Annotated in this window: 25 protein-coding genes and 1 other annotated feature; of the genes, 23 read left to right on the top strand and 2 right to left on the bottom strand. The window is 43.7% G+C overall.

Going from position 1 to position 20,419, the window contains the following annotated elements:
- Positions 1 to 2: 2 nt before the first annotated feature.
- The 23 genes from ACOJQI_RS17315 to ACOJQI_RS17205 all read left to right on the top strand — a co-directional run bounded on the left by ACOJQI_RS17315 (position 3) and on the right by ACOJQI_RS17205 (position 18,597).
- Positions 3 to 491, top strand: a complete 489-nt coding sequence (locus tag ACOJQI_RS17315; protein WP_421380202.1) for a type II secretion system protein — start codon at positions 3 to 5, stop codon at positions 489 to 491.
- A gap of 1 nt (position 492) precedes the next feature.
- Entirely contained in the window at positions 493 to 1,242 is a 750-nt protein-coding gene (locus ACOJQI_RS17310) for a prepilin peptidase (protein ID WP_421380200.1), read from the top strand.
- 17 nt (positions 1,243 to 1,259) lie between these two features.
- Positions 1,260 to 2,222 carry a type IV pilus biogenesis protein PilM gene (gene pilM, locus ACOJQI_RS17305; protein ID WP_421380198.1) on the top strand — a complete coding sequence of 321 codons (963 nt, stop codon included), beginning with the start codon at positions 1,260 to 1,262 and terminating at the stop codon, positions 2,220 to 2,222.
- Entirely contained in the window at positions 2,222 to 2,836 is a 615-nt protein-coding gene (locus tag ACOJQI_RS17300; RefSeq protein WP_421380196.1) for a PilN domain-containing protein, read from the top strand. Before pilM ends, ACOJQI_RS17300 begins: the two co-directional genes overlap by 1 nt.
- Complete coding sequence (locus ACOJQI_RS17295) at positions 2,833 to 3,594, top strand: hypothetical protein (protein ID WP_421380194.1); 762 nt, start codon at positions 2,833 to 2,835, stop codon at positions 3,592 to 3,594. The genes ACOJQI_RS17300 and ACOJQI_RS17295 overlap by 4 nt, the downstream gene beginning before the upstream one ends.
- Positions 3,595 to 3,621: 27 nt before the next feature.
- Positions 3,622 to 4,062, top strand: a complete 441-nt coding sequence (locus ACOJQI_RS17290) for a type II secretion system protein (protein WP_421380191.1) — start codon at positions 3,622 to 3,624, stop codon at positions 4,060 to 4,062.
- 270 nt (positions 4,063 to 4,332) lie between these two features.
- Entirely contained in the window at positions 4,333 to 5,322 is a 990-nt protein-coding gene (locus ACOJQI_RS17285; protein WP_421380189.1) for a hypothetical protein, read from the top strand.
- 193 nt (positions 5,323 to 5,515) lie between these two features.
- Positions 5,516 to 6,082: a Maf family protein gene (locus tag ACOJQI_RS17280; protein ID WP_421380186.1), complete on the top strand. Its 567-nt coding sequence runs from the start codon at positions 5,516 to 5,518 to the stop codon at positions 6,080 to 6,082.
- Positions 6,083 to 6,153: 71 nt separating this feature from the next.
- Entirely contained in the window at positions 6,154 to 6,825 is a 672-nt protein-coding gene (gene radC, locus ACOJQI_RS17275) for a RadC family protein (protein ID WP_421385501.1), read from the top strand.
- A 125-nt stretch (positions 6,826 to 6,950) separates the two neighbouring features.
- Complete coding sequence (locus ACOJQI_RS17270; RefSeq protein WP_421380183.1) at positions 6,951 to 7,955, top strand: rod shape-determining protein; 1,005 nt, start codon at positions 6,951 to 6,953, stop codon at positions 7,953 to 7,955.
- 237 nt (positions 7,956 to 8,192) lie between these two features.
- Entirely contained in the window at positions 8,193 to 9,071 is an 879-nt protein-coding gene (gene mreC / locus ACOJQI_RS17265; RefSeq protein ID WP_421380181.1) for a rod shape-determining protein MreC, read from the top strand.
- On the top strand, positions 9,068 to 9,586 hold the full coding sequence (gene mreD, locus ACOJQI_RS17260; RefSeq protein WP_421380179.1) for a rod shape-determining protein MreD: 519 nt from the start codon (positions 9,068 to 9,070) through the stop codon (positions 9,584 to 9,586). Before mreC ends, mreD begins: the two co-directional genes overlap by 4 nt.
- A 196-nt stretch (positions 9,587 to 9,782) precedes the next feature.
- The gene (gene minC / locus ACOJQI_RS17255; RefSeq protein ID WP_421380177.1) at positions 9,783 to 10,463 is read left to right on the top strand and encodes a septum site-determining protein MinC; all 681 of its coding nucleotides are present in this window, start codon (positions 9,783 to 9,785) and stop codon (positions 10,461 to 10,463) included.
- Position 10,464: 1 nt separating this feature from the next.
- Entirely contained in the window at positions 10,465 to 11,268 is an 804-nt protein-coding gene (gene minD, locus ACOJQI_RS17250; RefSeq protein WP_421380175.1) for a septum site-determining protein MinD, read from the top strand.
- Between the two features lie 230 nt (positions 11,269 to 11,498).
- Positions 11,499 to 12,275: a peptidoglycan DD-metalloendopeptidase family protein gene (locus ACOJQI_RS17245; RefSeq protein ID WP_421380173.1), complete on the top strand. Its 777-nt coding sequence runs from the start codon at positions 11,499 to 11,501 to the stop codon at positions 12,273 to 12,275.
- Complete coding sequence (locus ACOJQI_RS17240) at positions 12,268 to 13,134, top strand: M50 family metallopeptidase (RefSeq protein WP_421380171.1); 867 nt, start codon at positions 12,268 to 12,270, stop codon at positions 13,132 to 13,134. Before ACOJQI_RS17245 ends, ACOJQI_RS17240 begins: the two co-directional genes overlap by 8 nt.
- 94 nt (positions 13,135 to 13,228) lie before the next feature.
- Entirely contained in the window at positions 13,229 to 14,686 is a 1,458-nt protein-coding gene (locus ACOJQI_RS17235) for an Rne/Rng family ribonuclease (RefSeq protein ID WP_421380169.1), read from the top strand.
- A gap of 151 nt (positions 14,687 to 14,837) precedes the next feature.
- Positions 14,838 to 14,919, top strand: a sequence feature (ribosomal protein L21 leader region).
- Positions 14,920 to 14,932: 13 nt separating this feature from the next.
- A complete protein-coding gene (gene rplU / locus ACOJQI_RS17230; protein ID WP_421380167.1) occupies positions 14,933 to 15,241 on the top strand; it encodes a 50S ribosomal protein L21 in 309 nt (102 codons plus the stop codon).
- A gap of 12 nt (positions 15,242 to 15,253) precedes the next feature.
- The gene (locus tag ACOJQI_RS17225) at positions 15,254 to 15,589 is read left to right on the top strand and encodes a ribosomal-processing cysteine protease Prp (RefSeq protein WP_421380165.1); all 336 of its coding nucleotides are present in this window, start codon (positions 15,254 to 15,256) and stop codon (positions 15,587 to 15,589) included.
- A 12-nt stretch (positions 15,590 to 15,601) separates the two neighbouring features.
- The gene (rpmA, locus tag ACOJQI_RS17220) at positions 15,602 to 15,892 is read left to right on the top strand and encodes a 50S ribosomal protein L27 (protein ID WP_421380163.1); all 291 of its coding nucleotides are present in this window, start codon (positions 15,602 to 15,604) and stop codon (positions 15,890 to 15,892) included.
- A 339-nt stretch (positions 15,893 to 16,231) separates the two neighbouring features.
- A complete protein-coding gene (locus ACOJQI_RS17215; RefSeq protein WP_421380161.1) occupies positions 16,232 to 16,759 on the top strand; it encodes a Spo0B C-terminal domain-containing protein in 528 nt (175 codons plus the stop codon).
- 61 nt (positions 16,760 to 16,820) lie between these two features.
- Positions 16,821 to 18,113 (top strand): GTPase ObgE, encoded by a 1,293-nt coding sequence (gene obgE / locus ACOJQI_RS17210; protein WP_421380159.1) that lies wholly within the window; start codon positions 16,821 to 16,823, stop codon positions 18,111 to 18,113.
- 28 nt (positions 18,114 to 18,141) lie between these two features.
- On the top strand, positions 18,142 to 18,597 hold the full coding sequence (locus ACOJQI_RS17205) for an ACT domain-containing protein (protein WP_421380157.1): 456 nt from the start codon (positions 18,142 to 18,144) through the stop codon (positions 18,595 to 18,597).
- A gap of 52 nt (positions 18,598 to 18,649) precedes the next feature.
- Here ACOJQI_RS17205 and ACOJQI_RS17200 read toward each other — a convergent pair whose 3' ends face one another.
- Both ACOJQI_RS17200 and ACOJQI_RS17195 read right to left on the bottom strand, forming a co-directional pair.
- Positions 18,650 to 19,189 (bottom strand): transcription repressor NadR, encoded by a 540-nt coding sequence (locus ACOJQI_RS17200; RefSeq protein WP_421380154.1) that lies wholly within the window; start codon positions 19,187 to 19,189, stop codon positions 18,650 to 18,652.
- Between the two features lie 31 nt (positions 19,190 to 19,220).
- Complete coding sequence (locus tag ACOJQI_RS17195) at positions 19,221 to 20,357, bottom strand: IscS subfamily cysteine desulfurase (RefSeq protein ID WP_421380152.1); 1,137 nt, start codon at positions 20,355 to 20,357, stop codon at positions 19,221 to 19,223.
- Positions 20,358 to 20,419 lie beyond the last annotated feature (62 nt).

Raw genomic sequence — 20,419 nt, 5'->3', positions numbered from 1 at the left:
AAATGTTGAAAAAACTCGGTCAAAAATTAAAAGACCAACGAGGGCTTACCCTCATCGAATTACTTGCTGTTGTCGTTATCTTGGGAATTATTGCTGCAATTGCGATTCCTAGTATTGGTGGATTGATTAATAACTCTAAGAAGGATGCTCATATCGCTACTGCACAACAAATGGCTAATGCTGCTAGAATGGCTGTTACTGCTGATGGTTTGGTTTCTCTAGGCACTAATGAAGTAGACGGAGAGAGTGTTACTTCAGGTCAAATTAAACTTGGTGAATTGGTAACCAACGGATACTTAGAAGAGGTTGAAAACCCTTCCGACAAAGAAAATGGATACAGTGATACAGGAAGCTATGTAGAAGTTGAAAAAAACGGTAATAATTACATTTATAAAGTTAAACTAGTAGGTGGAGCAGAGAATGGTCAAACTTATATTACTACAGCCACCGAAGCAAAGGATTTAAAACGATCTAACGTAACACTTAAATAATATGCAATTTATAGTTATGATCTACGGCCTACTCCTAGGCTCCTTCTACAACGTAGTAGGCCTGCGGGTGCCGCTTAATCAATCAATCGTCAAGCCGCGTTCTGCATGTCCGGGCTGCGGCCATACATTGACGGCCATGAATTTGATTCCCGTTTTATCATACTTAAATCAAGGAGGAAGGTGCTCCCGCTGCCGGGAGCGCATTTCTCCTCTTTATCCTTTAGTGGAAGCTGCAACAGGGGCTTTGTTTTTTTTCTCGTATTCTATCATCGGATGGGAGTGGGAACTATTAGTCGCTCTCACACTTGTTTCTCTTTTTATCATCATCTTTGTTTCTGATATAAAATACATGATCATCCCTGATAAAGTTCTGCTGTTTTTCTCGGGGCTTTTTTTAATAGAGCGGATTTTTATTCCTCTATCACCGTGGTGGGATTCTTTGGCAGGAGCGGTAATAGGATTCAGCCTTTTGCTGCTGATTGCTGTCATCAGTAAAGGCGGTATGGGCGGCGGCGACATTAAGCTGTACGCGCTCATTGGATTAGTCCTTGGCCTCAAACCAATGCTTCTTTCTTTTTTCCTGGCAACCCTGCTGGGAGCGGTCATCGGGATCATTGGACTGTCAGCAGGCTTTTTTGAAAGGAAGAAACCGATTCCATTCGGGCCCTTTATCGCTGCGGGTGCATTGATTTCTTATTTTTATTATGAAAATATTATTAACTGGTATTTGTCACTTTTACTAGGTTTCTAGGTAAGGGGTTATATTCAATGAACTTTGGATTGTTTGGAAATAACAAAAGAATAGCGAATCTGGTCATCACCGATACAGCAATCCGTTATGCAGACCTGAAGACGGAGTCACCGCTGATACTACATAACTATGGTGAGAAGCTTCTTCCTCAAGGCATCATTACAGATGGAAAGATCATTGAATATGATACCCTTGCCATGATTCTGGAAGAGTGTATTGCAGATTGGGGAATCAAAAAACAGCCGGTCCGTTTCATTGTTCCGAGTACCTCCATCATTGTCAAGAGAGTGCTAGTGCCTTCAGACATCGAAGAAGATGAACTGAAAGGATATCTCTTCATGGAAATCGGCACGAGTATCCATCTTCCGTTTGAGGACCCGCTTTTTGATGTGGTTCTTCTTGGAGAGAAAGAAGATAAGCAGGAAATTTTACTTGTGGCATCTCCCGAGGAGGTCATCCATTCCTACAGGGATCTTCTTGATGAAGTGAAACTGAAGCCGGTCGTTGCAGATATCTCACCGTTGGCCCTTTATAGATATTTTTACCACCAGGATATGGCTAGAAGCACTGACCATGAAATGCTTCTTCAGTTTGATGAAAAACTTTTGACAATATCCATCTTCCACAGTAATCAGCCTATATTCCTCAGACCTATTTCCCTTCAAGGAGATCCGGAGCTGCCAGAAACATCAGAGATCGAGGCAAATGGATGGATGTTTTTCCTGGAAGATACCTTTAAAGAAATAGAAAAAGTGTTCAGCTTCTATAAATATTCTCTGAATAAAGGTGAGGTAAATGTCAACAAAGTCATCCTGACCGGTGACCATCCTCATCTTGATGAAATTTACCGAAATCTGACTGGAAGACTGGATGTGGCCGTCCATAAGTCCCCGAAGGATTCTGTGTTTGATACAAGCGGTCAGCCTGTCCCAAGTCATTATGACCTTGCGATCGGCTTGGCACTGAAAGAGGTGCTGTGATGCTGATTGATATCAACTTACTGCCAAAGAAAGAGAGAAAGAGGAGGCTCCCGGTTTATATTGCCATTGGAACGCTCTGCATCACTCTGCTTGGGACTGCCTTTCTTTTAATTAATACACAAATCTCTCAACAGAAATTAGATAATCTAACGAAAGATCTTGATATGAAAAAGGAATTCCGCCTTCAACAGGAAACGGCTGTAAGCAATGTTGAATCATCGGATGGTGCGCAGCAGCTGCAGACAGCAGTTCAATGGGCCGAGCAGTACCCGATCGACACAGTCCCTGTCCTTGAACATCTCACTTCGCTATTGCCGGAGAGAGGGTTTTTCAGGCAGTTCACCTACACGGAAGATGGGATGATCAATCTAGGGGTCCAGTTTGACACAAGCAGGCAGGCTGCCTATTTCCTCAATGACTTGAAAAATTCTGATTGGATTGCAGAGGCAAAACTGAGTTCCCTTGAAACTTCTCAAGGGGAGAGTGTTGAAGACACGTCGGTACTTTCGGAAGACAAAATCATGCCGAGATATTTAGGCCAATATGAAATCTCTTTAAATCAAGCCTTTATCAAGAATGAACTGCAGGAAAAGAATGAAGGAGGGGCTGAATGATGAACCTCCAATTTGAGAAAAGGGAATGGCTTCTGATTGCAGGTTCCATTATCCTCGGGATATGTATCTTAGCGGGAGTCTATTTCCTTCTATACAATCCTGTGCAAAAGGAAATCAGTCTTCGTGAGCAGGAATTGGAAACTGAAGAAAAGCTGATTTCGATATTGGAAGAGAAGACCAATGATATTGAGCAGGAAACGTTTGAAAACTCCATCTCCCTTCAACAGAAGGTCCCTGTTAAGCCTATGACTGAAAAACTGCTTCTGGATCTGGAAAAGGCGGAGACCATTTCTAACAGTTTCATTTCAAGCATTCAATTTTCTGAAGGAGATGTGACCCTCCCGCTGGCTTCTGAAAATGCCGAAGAAGAAATTGAAAATCTATCCACTGATGAGAATGAAGGATCTGAAGAAACAGAAGCTAAGCCTCAGCAGATCCTCCCTCAAGGCTTGAAGAAGCTTAGTGCAACTCTGTCGGTTGAATCACCAAGCTACTTTGAAATGGAGCGATTCCTGGAGGTCCTGGAAGAGCTTGACCGTATAACTGAAATTGAGCAGATCGCCTTTGAGGGGCCTAAAGAATCGACAACACAGAGTGACAGTTATGAAAAAGTCAGCTATAAGCTCGTTGTTGCTGCATTTTACCTTCCGGGCTTGATTCAGCTCATAGAAGAAATGCCAGGAATGAAAACACCTCCTCCAGCAAATAAGGTGAACCCTTTCAGCAGCTTCAGCGATCTGGAAGAGGATGATGAATAAACAAAGCCAGCAAAGGGGCTGGGTAAATTGAAACTTAATCAAAAAGGATTGACGCTGGTCGAGCTGCTTGCTGTGGTTGTCATCATGGGCATCATAGGCATGATCGCAGTGCTTGCAATCGGTCAGATCATTGAGAAATCCAAACACCAGGCTTTCGTCGCGAATGCGCATACCTTGAAGGATGCGGCCACCCTGTATGTGAAGGAATCTCTTCTACATGATAAAGAACCAACACTGGTTACCTATAAAACTCTTTATGAAAACAATATGATTGAAAAGATTCAGGACCCCTTTACAAAAAAACTCCTGGATCCTGAAAGTAACGAATCCTATGTAGTAGTTAATAAAGAGAGTATCGAATCGATTTGTTTCATTGGTGAAACCAAAAAATTATGCGGTAAAGATGGAGATGCATATATTCCTGTGTTAATTAAAGATCTTAAAGAATCAGCCGTTTCTTCCAATTAATACAATAATCTTTCTTAATTTAAACGTTGATGGTTGTAGTGGAAGGTGTACGACCTCCTGCGGGATAAGCGGGACAGGTGAGACCCCGCAGGCGAAGCCGAGGAGGCTCACCGCCCGCCCCGCGGAGTCGTGCACCTGGAACGGAAACTTTCCATACCTTATTTTAAAAAAATTGGCGAAAACCTCTGGGGACAAGACGACAAAAGTCTTGTTCTTTTTTTTATGCACTGTGTTAGCATAAAAAAAACGACATAGAGGAGGGGGACATACGTGGACAAGCAGGGCAAAAAAAACGGCAGGATCACTATCAAAATCAACGGCGACAAAAAGAATTATAATGAAGAACTGCTTGTACATAATTGGAATTTAGGAGAAGAAGAATCTGCCGCTGCAGAGGAGAGTGCAGAAGAAGATTCATTTGATTGGGTTCTTCCAGATGAAGAACCGGCTCCTAAAGAATTCAAGAAAATTAATTATGTACAGAACAAAAAGGGAAAAAAACATTTTGGCGGAAGACAAATCACACCTGCTATAGCAAGAGTTATCTATACGCTCGTCGGTGCAGTTGCTGTCTCGTTGATATTCGGCTTCATTATTCTTAATGTCATTACCGACGGTGAGCAATCGATACCTGCTGTGCAGCTTCAGGAGGCAGGAGACACAAACACTGATAAGGCTGATACACCATCTGCTTCAGGCGGTACTATAGCGCTGGAGGGGATGAATGCTTCTGTGCTCCAAGGAGGGGTGTTTTCGACGGCGGATTCAGCCAATGCCATGAAAGCAACCTTGGAGACAAAGGGGATTCCAACCATGATGATTGAAATGGAGGGCAGCCAGTATCTTTTTGTCGGAACCGCCGGTGACCTTGAAGGGGCGAAAGCCATGGGAAAAAAGCTTTCTGCTGAAAATGTTGAAGTTTATGCAAAGGACATTGTCATTCCTGAAAAGAAATATGAGGGAACGAAGGCTGATGCTGATTTCATCAAAAAATCAAAAGCCGTTTATGCAGCAGTCGCCTATGAGAGTTCAAACGCATATGTAAATGGAACCATTAACGATGAAAAAATGAACGAGATCAGTACACTTCTGAAAGACCTTTCAGCATTGAAGGTGAGTGAGAAAATGACCGGACTGAAAGAGAATCTCGAAGCAGCTTCACGAAACCTGCAGGAATACCAAAAATCTTCGGAGCTTACGAAACTGGTTGCTGCACAGCAATCACTGCTTAGCTATCTGGAGTCTTATCACAAATTGTAATTTATTCTGGTATATTGGATATTTTCCGGGAAATATATATAAAAGAGGCAGAGCAGGGGACAACGTTCACTCTGCTTTTTTTATTGCCTGATAAATTGGCCGGGCCTTTGGTTATTTGTTGTGAATAGGACAAGTATTTGGTACGATGAACTTGTATCTCCCAATCTTACGGAAGAAGGGAAAGGTGTATGAATTGTCTAACCTCATTTTAGCTTCAGGCTCCCCCCGCAGAAAAGAACTTCTACAACAAATCCAACTATCTTTTTCTATTGAAGTCAGCAATGCAGATGAATCATTTTCACAAGATCTCCAGCCCGATGAAGTCGTAATGGAACTGGCGAAGCGAAAGGCTGTTTCCATTGCAAAAGAGAACCCAGGCTCCTTTGTCATTGGTTCGGATACGGTTGTTGTGCACAACAATGAGATCCTTGGGAAACCATCAAATTCAGAACATGCCAAAGAAATGCTGCGCATCCTTTCCGGCGAAACTCATGCCGTCTATACCGGTGTAGCCATTGTGCAAGACAAAAATGAAAAAATGTTTTACAAAAAAACGGAAGTAACGTTTTGGGAGCTGACAGAAGAGGAAATAGATATGTATGCGGCTTCCGGTGAGCCACTCGATAAAGCAGGCGGTTATGGAATACAGGGACTGGGTGCTTTCCTTGTAAAAGAAATCCATGGCGATTATTTTTCTGTAGTGGGACTGCCCATATCCGAAGTCTACCGCAGCTTGAAAGAGATGGGCTATCACCCATAAGCATATTCAATCTCTTTTTCCTCCCAAGCGTTATAATTGGGAGGTAAGCATATTTGACAGAAACAAAATTGATGATCAGAGATTATCCTACAGATGAAAGACCCCGGGAACGGATGGTTCAGAGCGGTGCAGCCAGCCTTTCAAACCAGGAACTGCTGGCGATCATATTAAGGACGGGCACGAAGTCGGAATCCGTTTTGCAATTGTCGAACCGGGTCCTCACAACCTTTGAAGGTTTCAGGTTGTTAAAGGAAGCATCGCTGGAGGAGATAACCAATATCAATGGTATCGGCCAGGCGAAAGCGGTCCAGATCATGGCTGCTGTAGAAATAGGCAGGAGGATCAGCAATCTTGCTTATGATGACCGCTATTCGATCCGTTCACCCGAAGATGGTGCCAATTATGTGATGAATGATATGAGATTCCTTTCACAGGAACATTTCGTTTGTCTCTACCTTAATACAAAGAACCAGGTGCTCCACAAACAGACCATTTTTATCGGCAGCTTGAATGCCTCCATCGTACATCCTCGAGAGGTTTTTAAGGAAGCTTTCCGAAGGTCTGCTGCATCCATTATCTGTATCCATAATCACCCTTCAGGGGATCCGACCCCAAGCCGGGAGGATATTGAAGTGACAAAGAGGCTCGTCGAGTGCGGGAAGATTATTGGAATAGAAGTGCTGGACCATTTGATCATCGGTGAGAAAAAATATGTGAGCTTAAAGGAAAAAGGATACCTATGATGCTTTGTTTTTTGTAATGGTTAGGCTATAATATTGTTTATGATTTTTGGAAGCTTAAATATATAGGGAAAGAACTTATATAGATTGGAATGGACCCATTCCGTATTAGAAAGGGAGATACAATAATGTTTGGTACAAAGGATCTTGGTATAGATTTAGGAACGGCTAACACACTTGTATATGTAAAAGGAAAAGGGATCGTCGTTCGTGAACCTTCAGTGGTTGCTCTGCAGACAGATTCGAAACAAATCGTGGCTGTAGGGAACGACGCTAAAAATATGATCGGAAGAACACCGGGAAATGTAGTTGCACTCCGTCCGATGAAAGACGGTGTGATTGCTGATTACGAAACGACTGCTACTATGATGAAGTATTACATAAAACAGGCCACAAAAGGAAAAGGTTCTTTTTCCCGCAAGCCGTATGTAATGATCTGCGTTCCATCCGGCATCACAGCGGTTGAAGAGCGTGCCGTCATCGATGCGACTCGCCAGGCGGGAGCAAGAGATGCCTATACGATTGAAGAACCGTTTGCAGCGGCAATCGGCGCCAATCTTCCTGTATGGGAGCCGACTGGAAGCATGGTCGTAGATATCGGAGGCGGAACGACAGAAGTCGCGATCATTTCTCTTGGAGGAATCGTTACAAGCCAGTCCATCCGCGTTGCAGGGGATGAAATGGATGAAGCCATCATCAATTATATCCGTAAAACATACAACCTTATGATCGGGGACCGCACAGCTGAAACGATCAAGGTTGAAATCGGTTCTGCAGGAGATTCCGATGGTGTCGATACACTTGATATCCGCGGGCGTGACCTATTGACTGGACTGCCAAAAACCATTGAAATTACAGCAGATGAAATTGCTGCAGCCCTAAGGGATACAGTGTATGCCATTGTTGACGCAGTGAAGAGCACACTTGAAAAAACCCCGCCGGAACTTGCGGCAGACATTATGGACAGGGGAATCGTCCTTACAGGAGGCGGTGCCTTGCTCCGCAATCTGGATAAAATCATCAGTGATGAAACCAAGATGCCGGTCCTGATTGCAGAGAACCCGCTGGATTGTGTGGCTATCGGCACTGGAAAAGCTCTTGACCATATCGATTTATTTAAAAACAAAAAATAAATTCCTTGATGTAAAGATGGGGCTGCACTCATTGAAAGGTATTGTGGGCAGTCCCTTCTTGTTTGTGTGAAATGGTAAAAGTATCCGTTTTGTCGAAACATCGTTTTTTGACGGGCTTTTTGATGAAAGCCTCTTTTTCCTTTTTAAGAAAAATGGTAGATTAAGAAGGGAACTTGTTGATTTACTATTATATTGCAGCAGGAGAGAAAATAAGTGTAAAAGATAGAGGTGTCTTACATGCCCCGCTTTTTTTTGAATAAAAGATTGATCATCCTACTTGTCAGCATCATCGTGCTGGTTGCATTGATAGGATATTCTGTCCGTGAAAGGGATAATATTTCCTGGCCGGAACAGTTTGTTGGAGATATTGTCGGATTTGGGCAATCCCTTGTATCCAAACCGGTCGGTTCCATTGCCGGATTCTTTGAAAATGTGAAAGACCTGCAAAATACTTATACAGAAAACCAGAAATTGAAATCACGTTTGGAAGAGCTTGTGAAATTAGAAACAATGGTGAAAGATCTTGAGACGGATAACAAAGAACTTCGAAATATCCTAGATAAGCAAGAGAATTTAAGAGATTTCGACCCAATCCAGGCAACCGTGATCGCCAGAAATCCAAGCCAATGGGAAGATTTACTCGTTATCGATAAAGGAAAAGTCCAGGGTGTACAAGCTAATATGGCTGTTATTACCTCTCAAGGACTGATAGGGAAAGTAAAAAGCGTTAAGCAGTTTTCATCGACCATTGAGTTGCTCAGTAATAAAAATCCGAACAACAGGATTTCTGCCCTTATTCAAGGTGATGAAAATGTCATCGGTTCCATCGAAGGGTATGACACAGACAAAGATCAGCTTTTAGTCAAACGTATACCTAACGATATGAAGGTGGAAGAAGGGTCAAAAGTAATCACTTCAGGTCTTGGCGGAGTATTTCCGAAGGGACTTCCGATCGGGGAAGTAAAGGAAGTCGTCCCAGATCAATATGGCCTTACGCAGACGGCCTATGTTGAACCGACTGCTGATCTGTATCATCTTGAACATGTGATTGTTGTAGACAGAAGCAAGGTGAGCATTAACCTGGAGGAGCCGGCAGAAGCGGAGGGTGAGGAATGAAAAAATTTCTCCTTCCGATGATTGCTTTAATCTTGTTTTACGGATCAAGTTTGTTTGTAACGTACCTCCCTATGGGCGTTTTTGACAGCGACAGAGTACTGGTCCCTCATTTCCTGATCATCTTCATTTTGCTGATGAGTGTCTATTATCATAATACGACGGCTATTCTTTACGCTTTTATTTTTGGTTTCTTATATGATTCCTTCTTCACAGAAGTTCTTGGGGTGTACTTATTCCTCTTCCCGTTTGTCACATTTTTGACTTCCCGGATCATGAAAGTCCTCCACAGCAATTTGATTGTCACAAGTATCATCATTTTGCTGAATGTGTCGATTCTGGAATTTCTCGTCTATCAGATCAACCTGCTGATCGGGAAAACCGATTGGGCCATTTCCCAGTTTGCCGACCTGCGCCTTTGGCCGACACTCGTTCTGAACGCAGCCTTTTTGATCATTGTTTCTTATCCTCTGAAATCTTTGCTGGTGAAGATTGAAAAAGAAAGACTGGAAGACTGAAAAAGCCTGGCCCTGCCGATGATCCCTTGGCAGGCCTGCTTTTTCAGGAAGATAAGGAGTCAGGCAGAAATGTAAAAGAATCATTTTCTAACACCTCACATCCTATCCTTAATAAAATTGAAAAAGCGTGTTTGAAAAAAAGGAAAAAGGCATGCATTTGTCGAATTAAATGACGACTGAGGTGAATAATTCCGACATGAAAAATAGGCAAAACGTAATGATTAAAGGCACAAAAGATGGACTTACCCTTCACCTGAATGATCAGTGTTCTTTTGAAGAACTAAAAAAGGAACTGAAGGATAAGCTGTCAGCTCAATACCGCCAACAAGAAGGCACTCCTCTTATCACTGTCAAAATCCAGGCAGGAAACAGATATTTGACATCACAGCAGAAAGAGGAACTTAAAGAGATTGTAACTGAAAAACGCAATTTGTCAGTTAACGAGATTGAGAGCAATGTCGTGACCAATGAAGAAGCGTTAAAAATGAAAGAAGAAAGCGAAATCCATACCATCACTGGTGTCATCCGTTCGGGACAAGTGGTTGAAGTTCCGGGAGATCTGCTGATTATCGGGGATGTCAATCCTGGCGGGACGGTCAAAGCCGCAGGCAATCTCTATGTGCTTGGGTCCCTTAAAGGAATAGCGCATGCAGGATATACCGGCAGCCAGGAAGCAGTCATCGTTGCCTCGCTGATGACACCTTCACAGCTTCGGATTGCAGACTGCCTGAACAGGGCTCCCGATCATTTCGACAAAGAAGAAGGTCATGAAATGGAGTGCGCTTACATAGATGAATCAAATCAAATCGTAGTTGACAGATTACAAGTTTTAAAACATCTTAGACCAAATATTACTAGTTTTAAAGGGGGACGCTAATGTGGGTGAAGCGATAGTAATTACTTCAGGTAAAGGCGGTGTAGGGAAAACGACTACATCGGCAAATGTTGGTACGGCATTAGCTCTGCAAGGAAAGAAAGTCTGTTTAGTCGATACTGATATCGGTCTCCGGAACCTTGATGTTGTAATGGGTCTGGAAAACAGGATCATTTATGACTTGGTGGATGTTGTGGAAGAGCGCTGCAAGATCCATCAGGCGCTTGTAAAAGACAAACGCTTTGATGATAAGCTGTTCCTGCTTCCCGCAGCACAGACCAGTGACAAGTCGGCAGTTTCTCCTGCACAGATGAAAAAACTGATAGAAACATTAAAACAAGATTATGATTATATTATCATTGACTGTCCTGCAGGAATTGAGCAGGGATATAAAAATGCGGTTGCCGGTGCTGACAGAGCCATCGTCGTGACAACCCCTGAGATTTCCGCTGTCAGGGATGCCGACCGGATCATCGGCCTGCTTGAAAAAGAAGATATCGAACCTCCAAAACTGATTATCAACCGAATCAGGACCCATATGATGAAAAGCGGGGAAATGCTTGATGTCGATGAGATTACTACTCATCTATCCATCGACCTGATCGGCATCGTGGCTGATGATGATAATGTCATTAAGTCATCCAATAAGGGAGAGCCGATCGCAATGGATCCAAGCAGCAAAGCATCCATCGCCTACCGCAATATCGCCCGCCGAATCCTTGGTGAATCGGTTCCGCTTCAAAATTTGGAAGAGGATAAACAAGGTGTCTTCACGAAATTGAAAAAGTTTTTTGGAGTAAAAGCATAATCGTTCATTCTAGCCGGACTGCCTTCGCAGCCCGGCTTTTTATTTTGTCAGTTATGAGAGCTAGGGGAAAATCAAAACCAAGAGGGCGAGACATATTTCCAAAGGACAAGTCATACATTGATACCAAAAGGGACTTGTACTGCAGGCAGGGAGAAGGGGATGCACAAAGAGAAAACTGCCTCAGACTCTTGCGGGTGCGCGTTCCGGCATACAAAAAGGGGAATGGTATTATGGGGAATCGAGCGGATGAAATTAGAAAACGTATAGCCAAAAGAAAACGAATGAACAGTTATAATTCTTCATCATCGCTGTCTCGGAGCATGCTGCTTCCAACAGATGAAGAACGGTATGGAGGGGAACGATTTTCTTCTTATGAAGGTGGACCTTCTGAAGGGGGCCATCCTTTATTCAGCAAAGAGCTGTTTATTCTTAAAATTCTTGGCACAAGCGTCCTGGTTCTATGTATGGCTATCCTGTTCCAGAACCAGGTGCCCGGCTTTGATAAGGCCCGTATGTATGTGCAAAAGACCATGACCAACGAGTTCCAGTTTGCCGCGATTTCCACTTGGTATGAAGACCAATTTGGAAAGCCACTTGCCTTGCTGCCTAAAGGGAAAGAGGACAGTCAGGCAGAAACGACTGAAACCGCTGAGTATGCTTTACCCGCTTCCGGGAAGGTGATTGAGAACTTCAAAAGCAATGGGCAGGGAATAATGGTGGAGACGGGCAAAGGGTCCAAGGTAGAAGCAATGAAAGGCGGACTGGTCATCTTTGCCGGAAAAAAGGACGAACTCGGGCAAACGGTCATTATCCAGCATGATGATAAATCAGAGTCATGGTATGGACACTTGAATACCATTGAAGTCACTCAATATGAGACGGTCAAAGCGGGAAATCCTGTAGGAACAGTTACAGATGAAGAAAACTCAGCCACTGGGGAATTTTATTTTGCTATCAAAAAAGAGGATGCTTTTATAGATCCGATCCAGGTGATATCATTTGAATGAATTCATTAAGCTGCTGAAGAAAATTCACATTCACCCGCTGCTTTGGGCGGCAGCTGGACTGGCGATTCTAACCGCCCATTTTATTGAATTGATTATGCTTTTTTTCATTATCTTGATACATGAGTTGGGACATGGGGGCACGGCTCATGTTTTTTCATGGCGAATTAAGCGGATTTCGCTTCTCCCTTTTGGCGGAGTAGCGGAAATGGATGAGCATGGAAACAGATCGTTGAAGGAAGAACTCATGGTCGTGGCGGGCGGTCCTCTTCAGCATCTCTGGCTGATGGGAGGAGCGAAACTCCTGTATGAGGCCGGCTTATTTTCCTTCTATCATTTTGACCTTTTCATTCAGTTGAATCTGATGGTCTTATTGTTCAACTTACTCCCGATTTGGCCGCTGGACGGCGGGAAGCTGCTTTCCATATGTCTCGGATACAAGCTTACGTTCATCACCGCTTATCAGTGGACACTGATCCTCTCCTTTGCGGTCCTGCTCATGTTCCATGCCGTCGTGCTCCTTACAGTTCCGTTCCATCTTAATCTCTGGATCATCCTTACTTTTCTTTACTTTTCATTATGGACGGAATGGAAACAAAGGAAATTTACTTTCATGAGATTTTTATTGGAGAGGTATTATGGGAAAAGCGGCAATGTAGCAGATTTAAAACCGTTAAAGATCAACGGGGAAGAGACAATTTATTCTGTCCTGGAAAGGTTCCATAGAGGCTTCAAGCATCCGCTCATAATTTATATTGACGGAAAGGAAGCAGGAAAACTGGATGAAAATGAAATTCTGCATGCTTATTTCTCTGAAAAGATGACAACAGCAAAATCACGGGATCTTCTATACTTATTTTGAATCGTTTGCGTATTGGATCTCCTCATATTATGATGAAAAGGCTGACTAATATGGTTAGCCTTCTTTTATTTGTACGGTAGAAAGAGGCGGTTTAATGGACAAGATTATTGTGAATGCGATGGGAAGGGAAAAAAGATGGGCCCGTCTGCGTGATGGAATAATGGAAAGTTTTCATGTGTATCAACCTGAAAAAGAATCAATTGTAGGAAATATATATTTGGGAAGAGTTGACAAAGTTGAAAAAGGGCTCAATGCGGCTTTCATCAATATTGGAGTGGAGAAAAATGGGTTCCTTCATATCGATGATCTCCCGGACTACTTGGCGTTAGATGAAAAAGAAAGAAAGAATGCAGAGATAAGCAGGCTCATCCATCAGGGACAGAAACTGCTGGTCCAGGTGAAAAAAGATCCTGCCGGTACCAAAGGCCCCAGGCTGACAGGGATGGTTGAACTTAAAGGTAATTCAATCGTATACCTGCCTCAAGGGCGGTATACGGCTGTTTCCAAAAAAGCCTCCAACGAAGAGCAAAAGAAAAAGTGGCGGCGCTTTGGTTCAAGACTGAAAGAGGAACAGGAAGGCATTGTCTTCCGGACAGCTGCCCTCAAGGAAACAGAAGCTGCCATTAAAAGTGAATTCTTGGAACTGAGAAAGCAATTCCAGGAAATTCGCACCTCTTCTCATGGTAAAAAAGCTCCGTCTCTCCTTCGCTCCCAAGATATCATGAAAGATGATATTTTAGAGGAAATAAAAAAAATCAAAGAGGCCGAACTAATCGTGGATGATTTTTCTTGGAAAAGTGAAGTTCAGGAGTATCTGTATCATAATGGTGTAAGCTTAAAAGAAGAAATCATTCACTTTCAGGGCCATGAGAACATTTTCAGCCATTACCGGGTGGAAACCCAGATTGAAAAGGCAATGAAAAAAGTTGTCTGGCTGGATAATGGAGCGACGATTGTAGTTGAACCAACAGAAGCACTGACGGTCATCGATGTGAATACAGGAAAATTCACAGGGAAAAGCGATTTGTCGCAAACCGTGCTGAAGACCAATCAACTGGCAGCAAAGGAAATTGCCCGACAGCTGAAAATCAGGAACTTATCCGGCATCATCCTTATTGACTTTATTGAGATGAAGAGTGAAGAGCATCAAGCAGAAGTGGTCAATGCCTTGAAAGAAGGCCTTAAAGAAGATGGTAAGCGCACGACCATCGTCGGTTTCACCGAATTGGGCATTCTTCAGTTGACCAGAAAAAAAACCAAACAGCCTTTGCTTGAATACATTAGCTGTGCCTGCCCGGCCTGCAGCGGCTGCGGAATGGTCCAAAGCCCCCAATCAATGGCCTACAAGCTTGAAAGGGAACTTTACGAACTCTACCCGGCAGACGAAGACAAAGTCATCATAGAAGCCACAGAAGACGTCCAGAAAGCCTTCAAGGGAGAAAGCTCGAATTTCCTAAAAGAGATCGAAAAGGCGATCAACAAGAAGATTGAGTTTCAGAAAGTTGAAGAAAGTCATCCTTATTATAAAATCAAAAGGCTGGAAAATAGGTAGAAGTGACGTGCTAAACAGCTGCAGCGGAGGAAAAAAACCTTTACCGTATAGTTTAAAGCTTCCACTTCTAAAAACAAATCAATTCCCACAAAAGCTATTGACACCATTCTTCGATTTATGATAAGATTTTTATGTTATAGTTTTTGTAGCACCCGTGCTACAACCGCTCAAATCAGGCCATAAGCTTTTGTTGAATAACAAAACGCCTGTACTTGGCGAGTCTGAGTTTATAAGGAGGTGCCATTCATGTACGCAATTATCGAAACTGGCGGAAAGCAAATCAAGGTAGAAGAAGGACAAACTATCTACATTGAAAAGCTTGCAGGAAACGAAGGCGAAACAGTTACTTTTGACAAAGTACTTTTCGTAGGTGGCGACAATGTAAAAGTAGGAAGCCCATTGGTTGATGGAGCTACTGTTACAGCTAAAGTTGAAAAACAAGGCCGCGCTAAGAAATTAGTCGTTTTCAAATACAAGCCAAAGAAAAACTATCGTCGTAAACAAGGTCATCGTCAACCGTACACTAAAGTAACGATTGACAAAATCAACGCGTAAGGCGTTTGAAAGATGATTAACGTTTATATCACAAAATCTCCTGGTGGAAGAGTTTCCTCTTTTTCCATGGATGGTCATGCAAATTTTGCGCAGAATGGTCAAGATATCGTTTGTGCCGGAGCATCTGCTGTATCCTTCGGTGCGCTGAACGCGATCATGTCACTGACCGGGGTCGAACCCGAGATTGACCAGTCGCCGGACGGCGGTTACCTTCACTGCGAATTTCCGGCAGACCTGCCGGAAGAAACAGATGAAAAGGTACAGCTTCTCATACAAGGGATGATTGTCTCTTTACAAACGATAGAACGTGATTATAGCAAGTTTATAAAAATTACCTTCAAAGCGTAGGAGGTGGAACACATGTTAAGATTAGATCTTCAATTTTTCGCATCTAAGAAAGGGGTAGGTTCGACTAAGAACGGTCGTGACTCTATCGCAAAACGTCTTGGTGCAAAACGTGCTGATGGTCAAATGGTTACTGGCGGATCTATTTTATACCGTCAACGCGGTACTAAAATTTACCCGGGAGTTAACGTTGGACGCGGCGGTGACGATACTTTATTCGCTAAAGTTGACGGAATCGTACGTTTCGAGCGTATGGGCCGTGACAAGAAAAAAGTCAGCGTATACCCTGCAGTTAAAGAAGCTTAATGCTTTTTAAAGAAAACTCTAACCGTGTATTCGGTTAGAGTTTTCTTATTTTAAAAGATATGAAAAGTATAAAGTTTTGAAAGGCACTAGTGTCTAGCTCCAGCGCCCTAGCGGCTAGCAGATTTCGGTCTCTCTCCTTGCGATAAGTCATCATCGAATCGCTAATGCTCTTCGTGATTCCTTTATCTCATGCGAGAGCCCTCCAATCTGTACGCCGCTGAACAGGGCGCTTGCGCTTTTAAAGTCGGAAATTGTCTTTTTAACAGGAAAATTTTTCGTTACCCTATTCTTTTCTGATATACTACAAGTAAGAAAAGTCCGAATATTATAGGGAGTTTTATGATGAATAGTGAATGGAACCTGGTAGAGGCATTACGACATGCCCGCCATGACTGGATGAATAGATTACAATTGATTAAAGGCAATATGGATTTAGGGAGAATGGACAGGGCAGGACAGATCATCGAGGAGATTGTCGCAGAGGCCCAGAATGAATCCAAGCTCTCCAACCTGAGGGTGCCGAAGTTTGCTGAATTAATGCTTACTTACAATTGGCAGACCCATTTTATCAAGATTGAGTTTGAGGTGCTTCAAGCAGAAGAACCGGAAATAGATGATGATCGTGTCTATCAATGGTTTACCGAATTCTTCTCCATAATGGAAAACTCAGTTAAGCCCTATGAAGAGAACAATTTGGTAGTTACCATCAAGATTTGCCAGAATGATGCACGGTTTGAATTGGATTTTAATGGGATAATAATAGATAGAGAAAACCTGCAGAACTGGTTGGAACTTCAGGATTCGACTATTACACTGCATACACTGGATAATGAAGGATTTTTGATATCCTTAAGTTTAAATACATAATCTGAAGGGGCAATATCTTGGGTGATGTACCCGGGGCCTCTTTTTTAAGGAGTGAAAATAAATGTTTGTCGATCAGGTCAAGATTTATACAAAGGGCGGAGATGGAGGCAATGGAATGGTTGCTTACCGCCGTGAAAAGTATGTACCGAACGGCGGCCCTGCCGGCGGTGACGGAGGCAATGGGGCTGACGTTGTATTTGAAGTAGATGAAGGGCTGCGTACGCTCATGGATTTCCGCTATCAGCGCCACTTCAAGGCACCTCGTGGAGAACATGGAATGAGCAAGAATATGCACGGAAGAAATGCAGAGGACATGATTGTCAAAGTCCCGCCCGGCACCATCGTCAAAGATGATGATACCGGGGAATTGATTGCGGATTTGACGGAGCATGGCCAAAGGGCTGTCATTGCCAAAGCCGGAAGAGGCGGAAGGGGAAACACCCGTTTTGCTACTCCTGCCAACCCTGCTCCAGAGCTGTCTGAAAAAGGGGAACCAGGACAGGAACGCTATGTCGTGCTTGAATTGAAGCTGCTCGCTGATGTCGGCCTGGTAGGCTTTCCAAGCGTTGGGAAATCAACCTTGCTGTCCATCGTTTCTGCGGCAAAGCCGAAAATCGGTGATTACCACTTTACAACGATAGCACCTAACCTTGGGATGGTTGAAACGGAAGATGGCCGAAGCTTCGTCATGGCTGACCTTCCTGGATTGATTGAAGGAGCCCATGAAGGTGTAGGGCTGGGGCATCAATTCCTCCGCCACATCGAACGTACCCGCGTTATCGTCCATGTCATTGATATGAGCGGACTTGAGGGACGGGATCCGTACGAGGATTACCTCACAATCAATGCAGAATTAAAAGCCTACAATCTGCGTTTGACGGAGCGTCCTCAAATCATTGTGGCGAATAAGATGGACATGCCGGATTCAGAAGAGAACCTTAAGAACTTCAAAGAAAAACTGGAAGAGGACTATCCTGTATTCGGAATCTCTGCCGTGACCCGCCAAGGGCTTCGTGATCTTCTGTTTGCCATTGCAGATAAACTCGAGGAAACTCCTGAGTTTGCAATGTTTGAAGAGGAAGATGAAGAAACCAAATCAGAACGTGTCCTTTATAAACATGAGAAGGCAGAACAGGAATTCATCATTACGAGGGAGCCGGATGGCACATTTGTGGTCAGCGGAGCCAAGATAGAAAGATTATTCAAGATGACCGATTTCAGCCGCGAAGAATCTCAAAAGAGATTTGCCCGTCAATTGCGCACCATGGGAGTCGATGATGCTTTGAGAGAAAGAGGAGCAAAAGACGGAGACACTGTTAGGATGCTTGAGTTCGAATTCGATTTCGTCGACTGATTAGGCATTGTTATTGGGGGAACCAGTCTTGCGAAAAAAAGCACAGGACGAGAAGTTTTATCTTGTCAGGGAAGATGTACTGCCTGACGCCATGAGAAAAACCTTGCAGGCCAAAGAGCTCATTGAGAGAGGGAAAGCCGACTCTGTATGGGAGGCTGTTCGCAGCATCGATTTGAGCCGGAGTGCCTTTTACAAATATCGGGACACTGTTTTCCCGTTTCATACGATTGTGAAGGAGCGGATCATCACTTTGTTCTTTCACTTGGAAGACCGTTCCGGTACACTCTCCTACCTGCTTGGAGAAGTGGCCAGGACAGGCTGTAACATCCTCACAATCCATCAGACGATTCCGCTGCAGGGAAGGGCGAATGTCACTCTTTCCCTGAACATTGCGGATATTACCGTCGATATTGAAGAGATGCTGAACAGCTTGAGAAAATTGGAGTTTGTAGAGAAAGTAGAAATGCTGGGCTCAGGAGCCTAGCATTTTTTTGTGGGTTTAAATAAAACAAAAAGGACACCCGCTGCGGGGCATCCTAGGTTTCAATCAGAAATCCGGCATCTTTCAATGCTCTCTCTGCATCTGCCATCACTTTTTCATTTGGTGCCGAGATGGTATGGAGATGGATGCCGTCCGTCAGTTCAGAAAGGTAAGAAGCATTGGTTTCCTTGATTTTGTTCATGAACTGCTTCACTTCCAGGCGGTTGGAAACCATGATGGAAGCGGTAAGGTCTCCGTAGACTTTATGTTCGATGCGCACATCTTTCACCAATATTCCATGGTCGACAAGCAGATTCAGTTCTTCCTCGGTTCTATCCGGTGTGTGTCTGCAGGCGATGGTTTTTTCAACCAAACCCTCTGATTGTTTCGGCTGGAGGTACAGATACCCCTGGCTTGTTGCGATGATCGGCTCTTCCCTGGCCTTCAAAAGGGTGATGTCGCTAACGATGACCTGGCGGCTGACATTTGTGAATTTAGCGAGGTCCCCTCCTGTAATCGGGATTCCTTCATCCCGTAGCTTGGCCAGTATTAGATTTCTTCGTTCTTCCCCAAGAATTTTTCTGCCTTTTGACATAGAATTTCCCCTCTCAAATTGTAACCGAAAGCTATTGTCCGTAATGTGATTTCGTAATATCAGCAAGAGCTTGCAGAAGCTCTGTTACATCCTCTTCCGTTGTATGTTTTCCCAATGAAATTCGAATAAACTCTTTTCCGTCCTCTTCAGAAAGACCCAGAGCTTTTACTGTTTTGGATATGGTTTGATGACCGGTTTGGCAGGCGCTTCCTGTAGAGATGCCAAACCCTCTTCTATTACATTCTAACATGACCCACTGGCCCTGCAGCCCTTTTATGCATAAGCCGATGACATGAGGCATCTGCTGCTCTGCAGGGGCCTCCAATATCCTTACTGAGTCTCCCAGCTTTGTTTTCAGGCCATTAACAAACAATTCCCTGAGTTCCTGGTATTTTGTTTGCTGATAGTCGTTGCAGGCAAGCTGGGCAGCAGTGGCGAACGCTGCTATACCCGGTGTGTTCACGGTACCGCCTCTCAACCCGCTTTCATGGGATTGATGGGGAAAGATGGATTTTGGCGCGTGCTTGGGATGGATATACACCGCGCCGACTCCTTTGGGCCCATATATTTTATGGGATGAGACAGATAGGCTGTCAACAAGTTTGGCAGCGCTTGTTACATTCATTTTACCAAATGACTGGACCATATCCGTATGAAGGAGAATCTGTTTCTCCCTGATCAATGTCGAGATTTCCTCAACCCTTTGGATGGAGCCGATTTCTCCATTAACATGGGCAATGGAAATAAGAATCGTATCATTTCTGATGGCTTTTTCCAAGTGATCTAACGAAATCAATCCCTCTTCATTGAATGGCAGGTTCGTTATCTCAAAACCCTGTTTTTCTAAATACCCCATGGCTGAATGGATTGATGAATGTTCTGCAGCACCTGTGATAATATGCTTTCCCCGGTGTTTGTTTTCCAACGCCAGGGAAAGTATGCCAAGGTGGTTGGCTTCGGTTCCTCCGGAGGTAAAGTAAATCCCATCAGAAGGGACCCCGAGGATGTCAGCAAGTGTCATTCTGCATTCTTGGAGAAGGTATCCTGCTTTTGTCCCGATATCGTGAAGACTGGAGGTATTTCCGTAAAAGTTAGTTGCTGCTTCCACATAGACTTGCAGCACATCTTTATCTATAGGTGCAGTAGCCGCGTAATCAAAGTATTTCATATATTAGTTCCCCTTTTTGAATTTTCAAAATAAAAGCAGAGAAGAAAAAACTCTTGTCATTA

The organism is Bacillus salacetis (assembly GCF_049177075.1).
Lineage (GTDB): Bacteria > Bacillota > Bacilli > Bacillales > Bacillaceae_B > Rossellomorea > Rossellomorea salacetis_A.
This window is presented reverse-complemented; position numbering and strand designations above follow the sequence as displayed.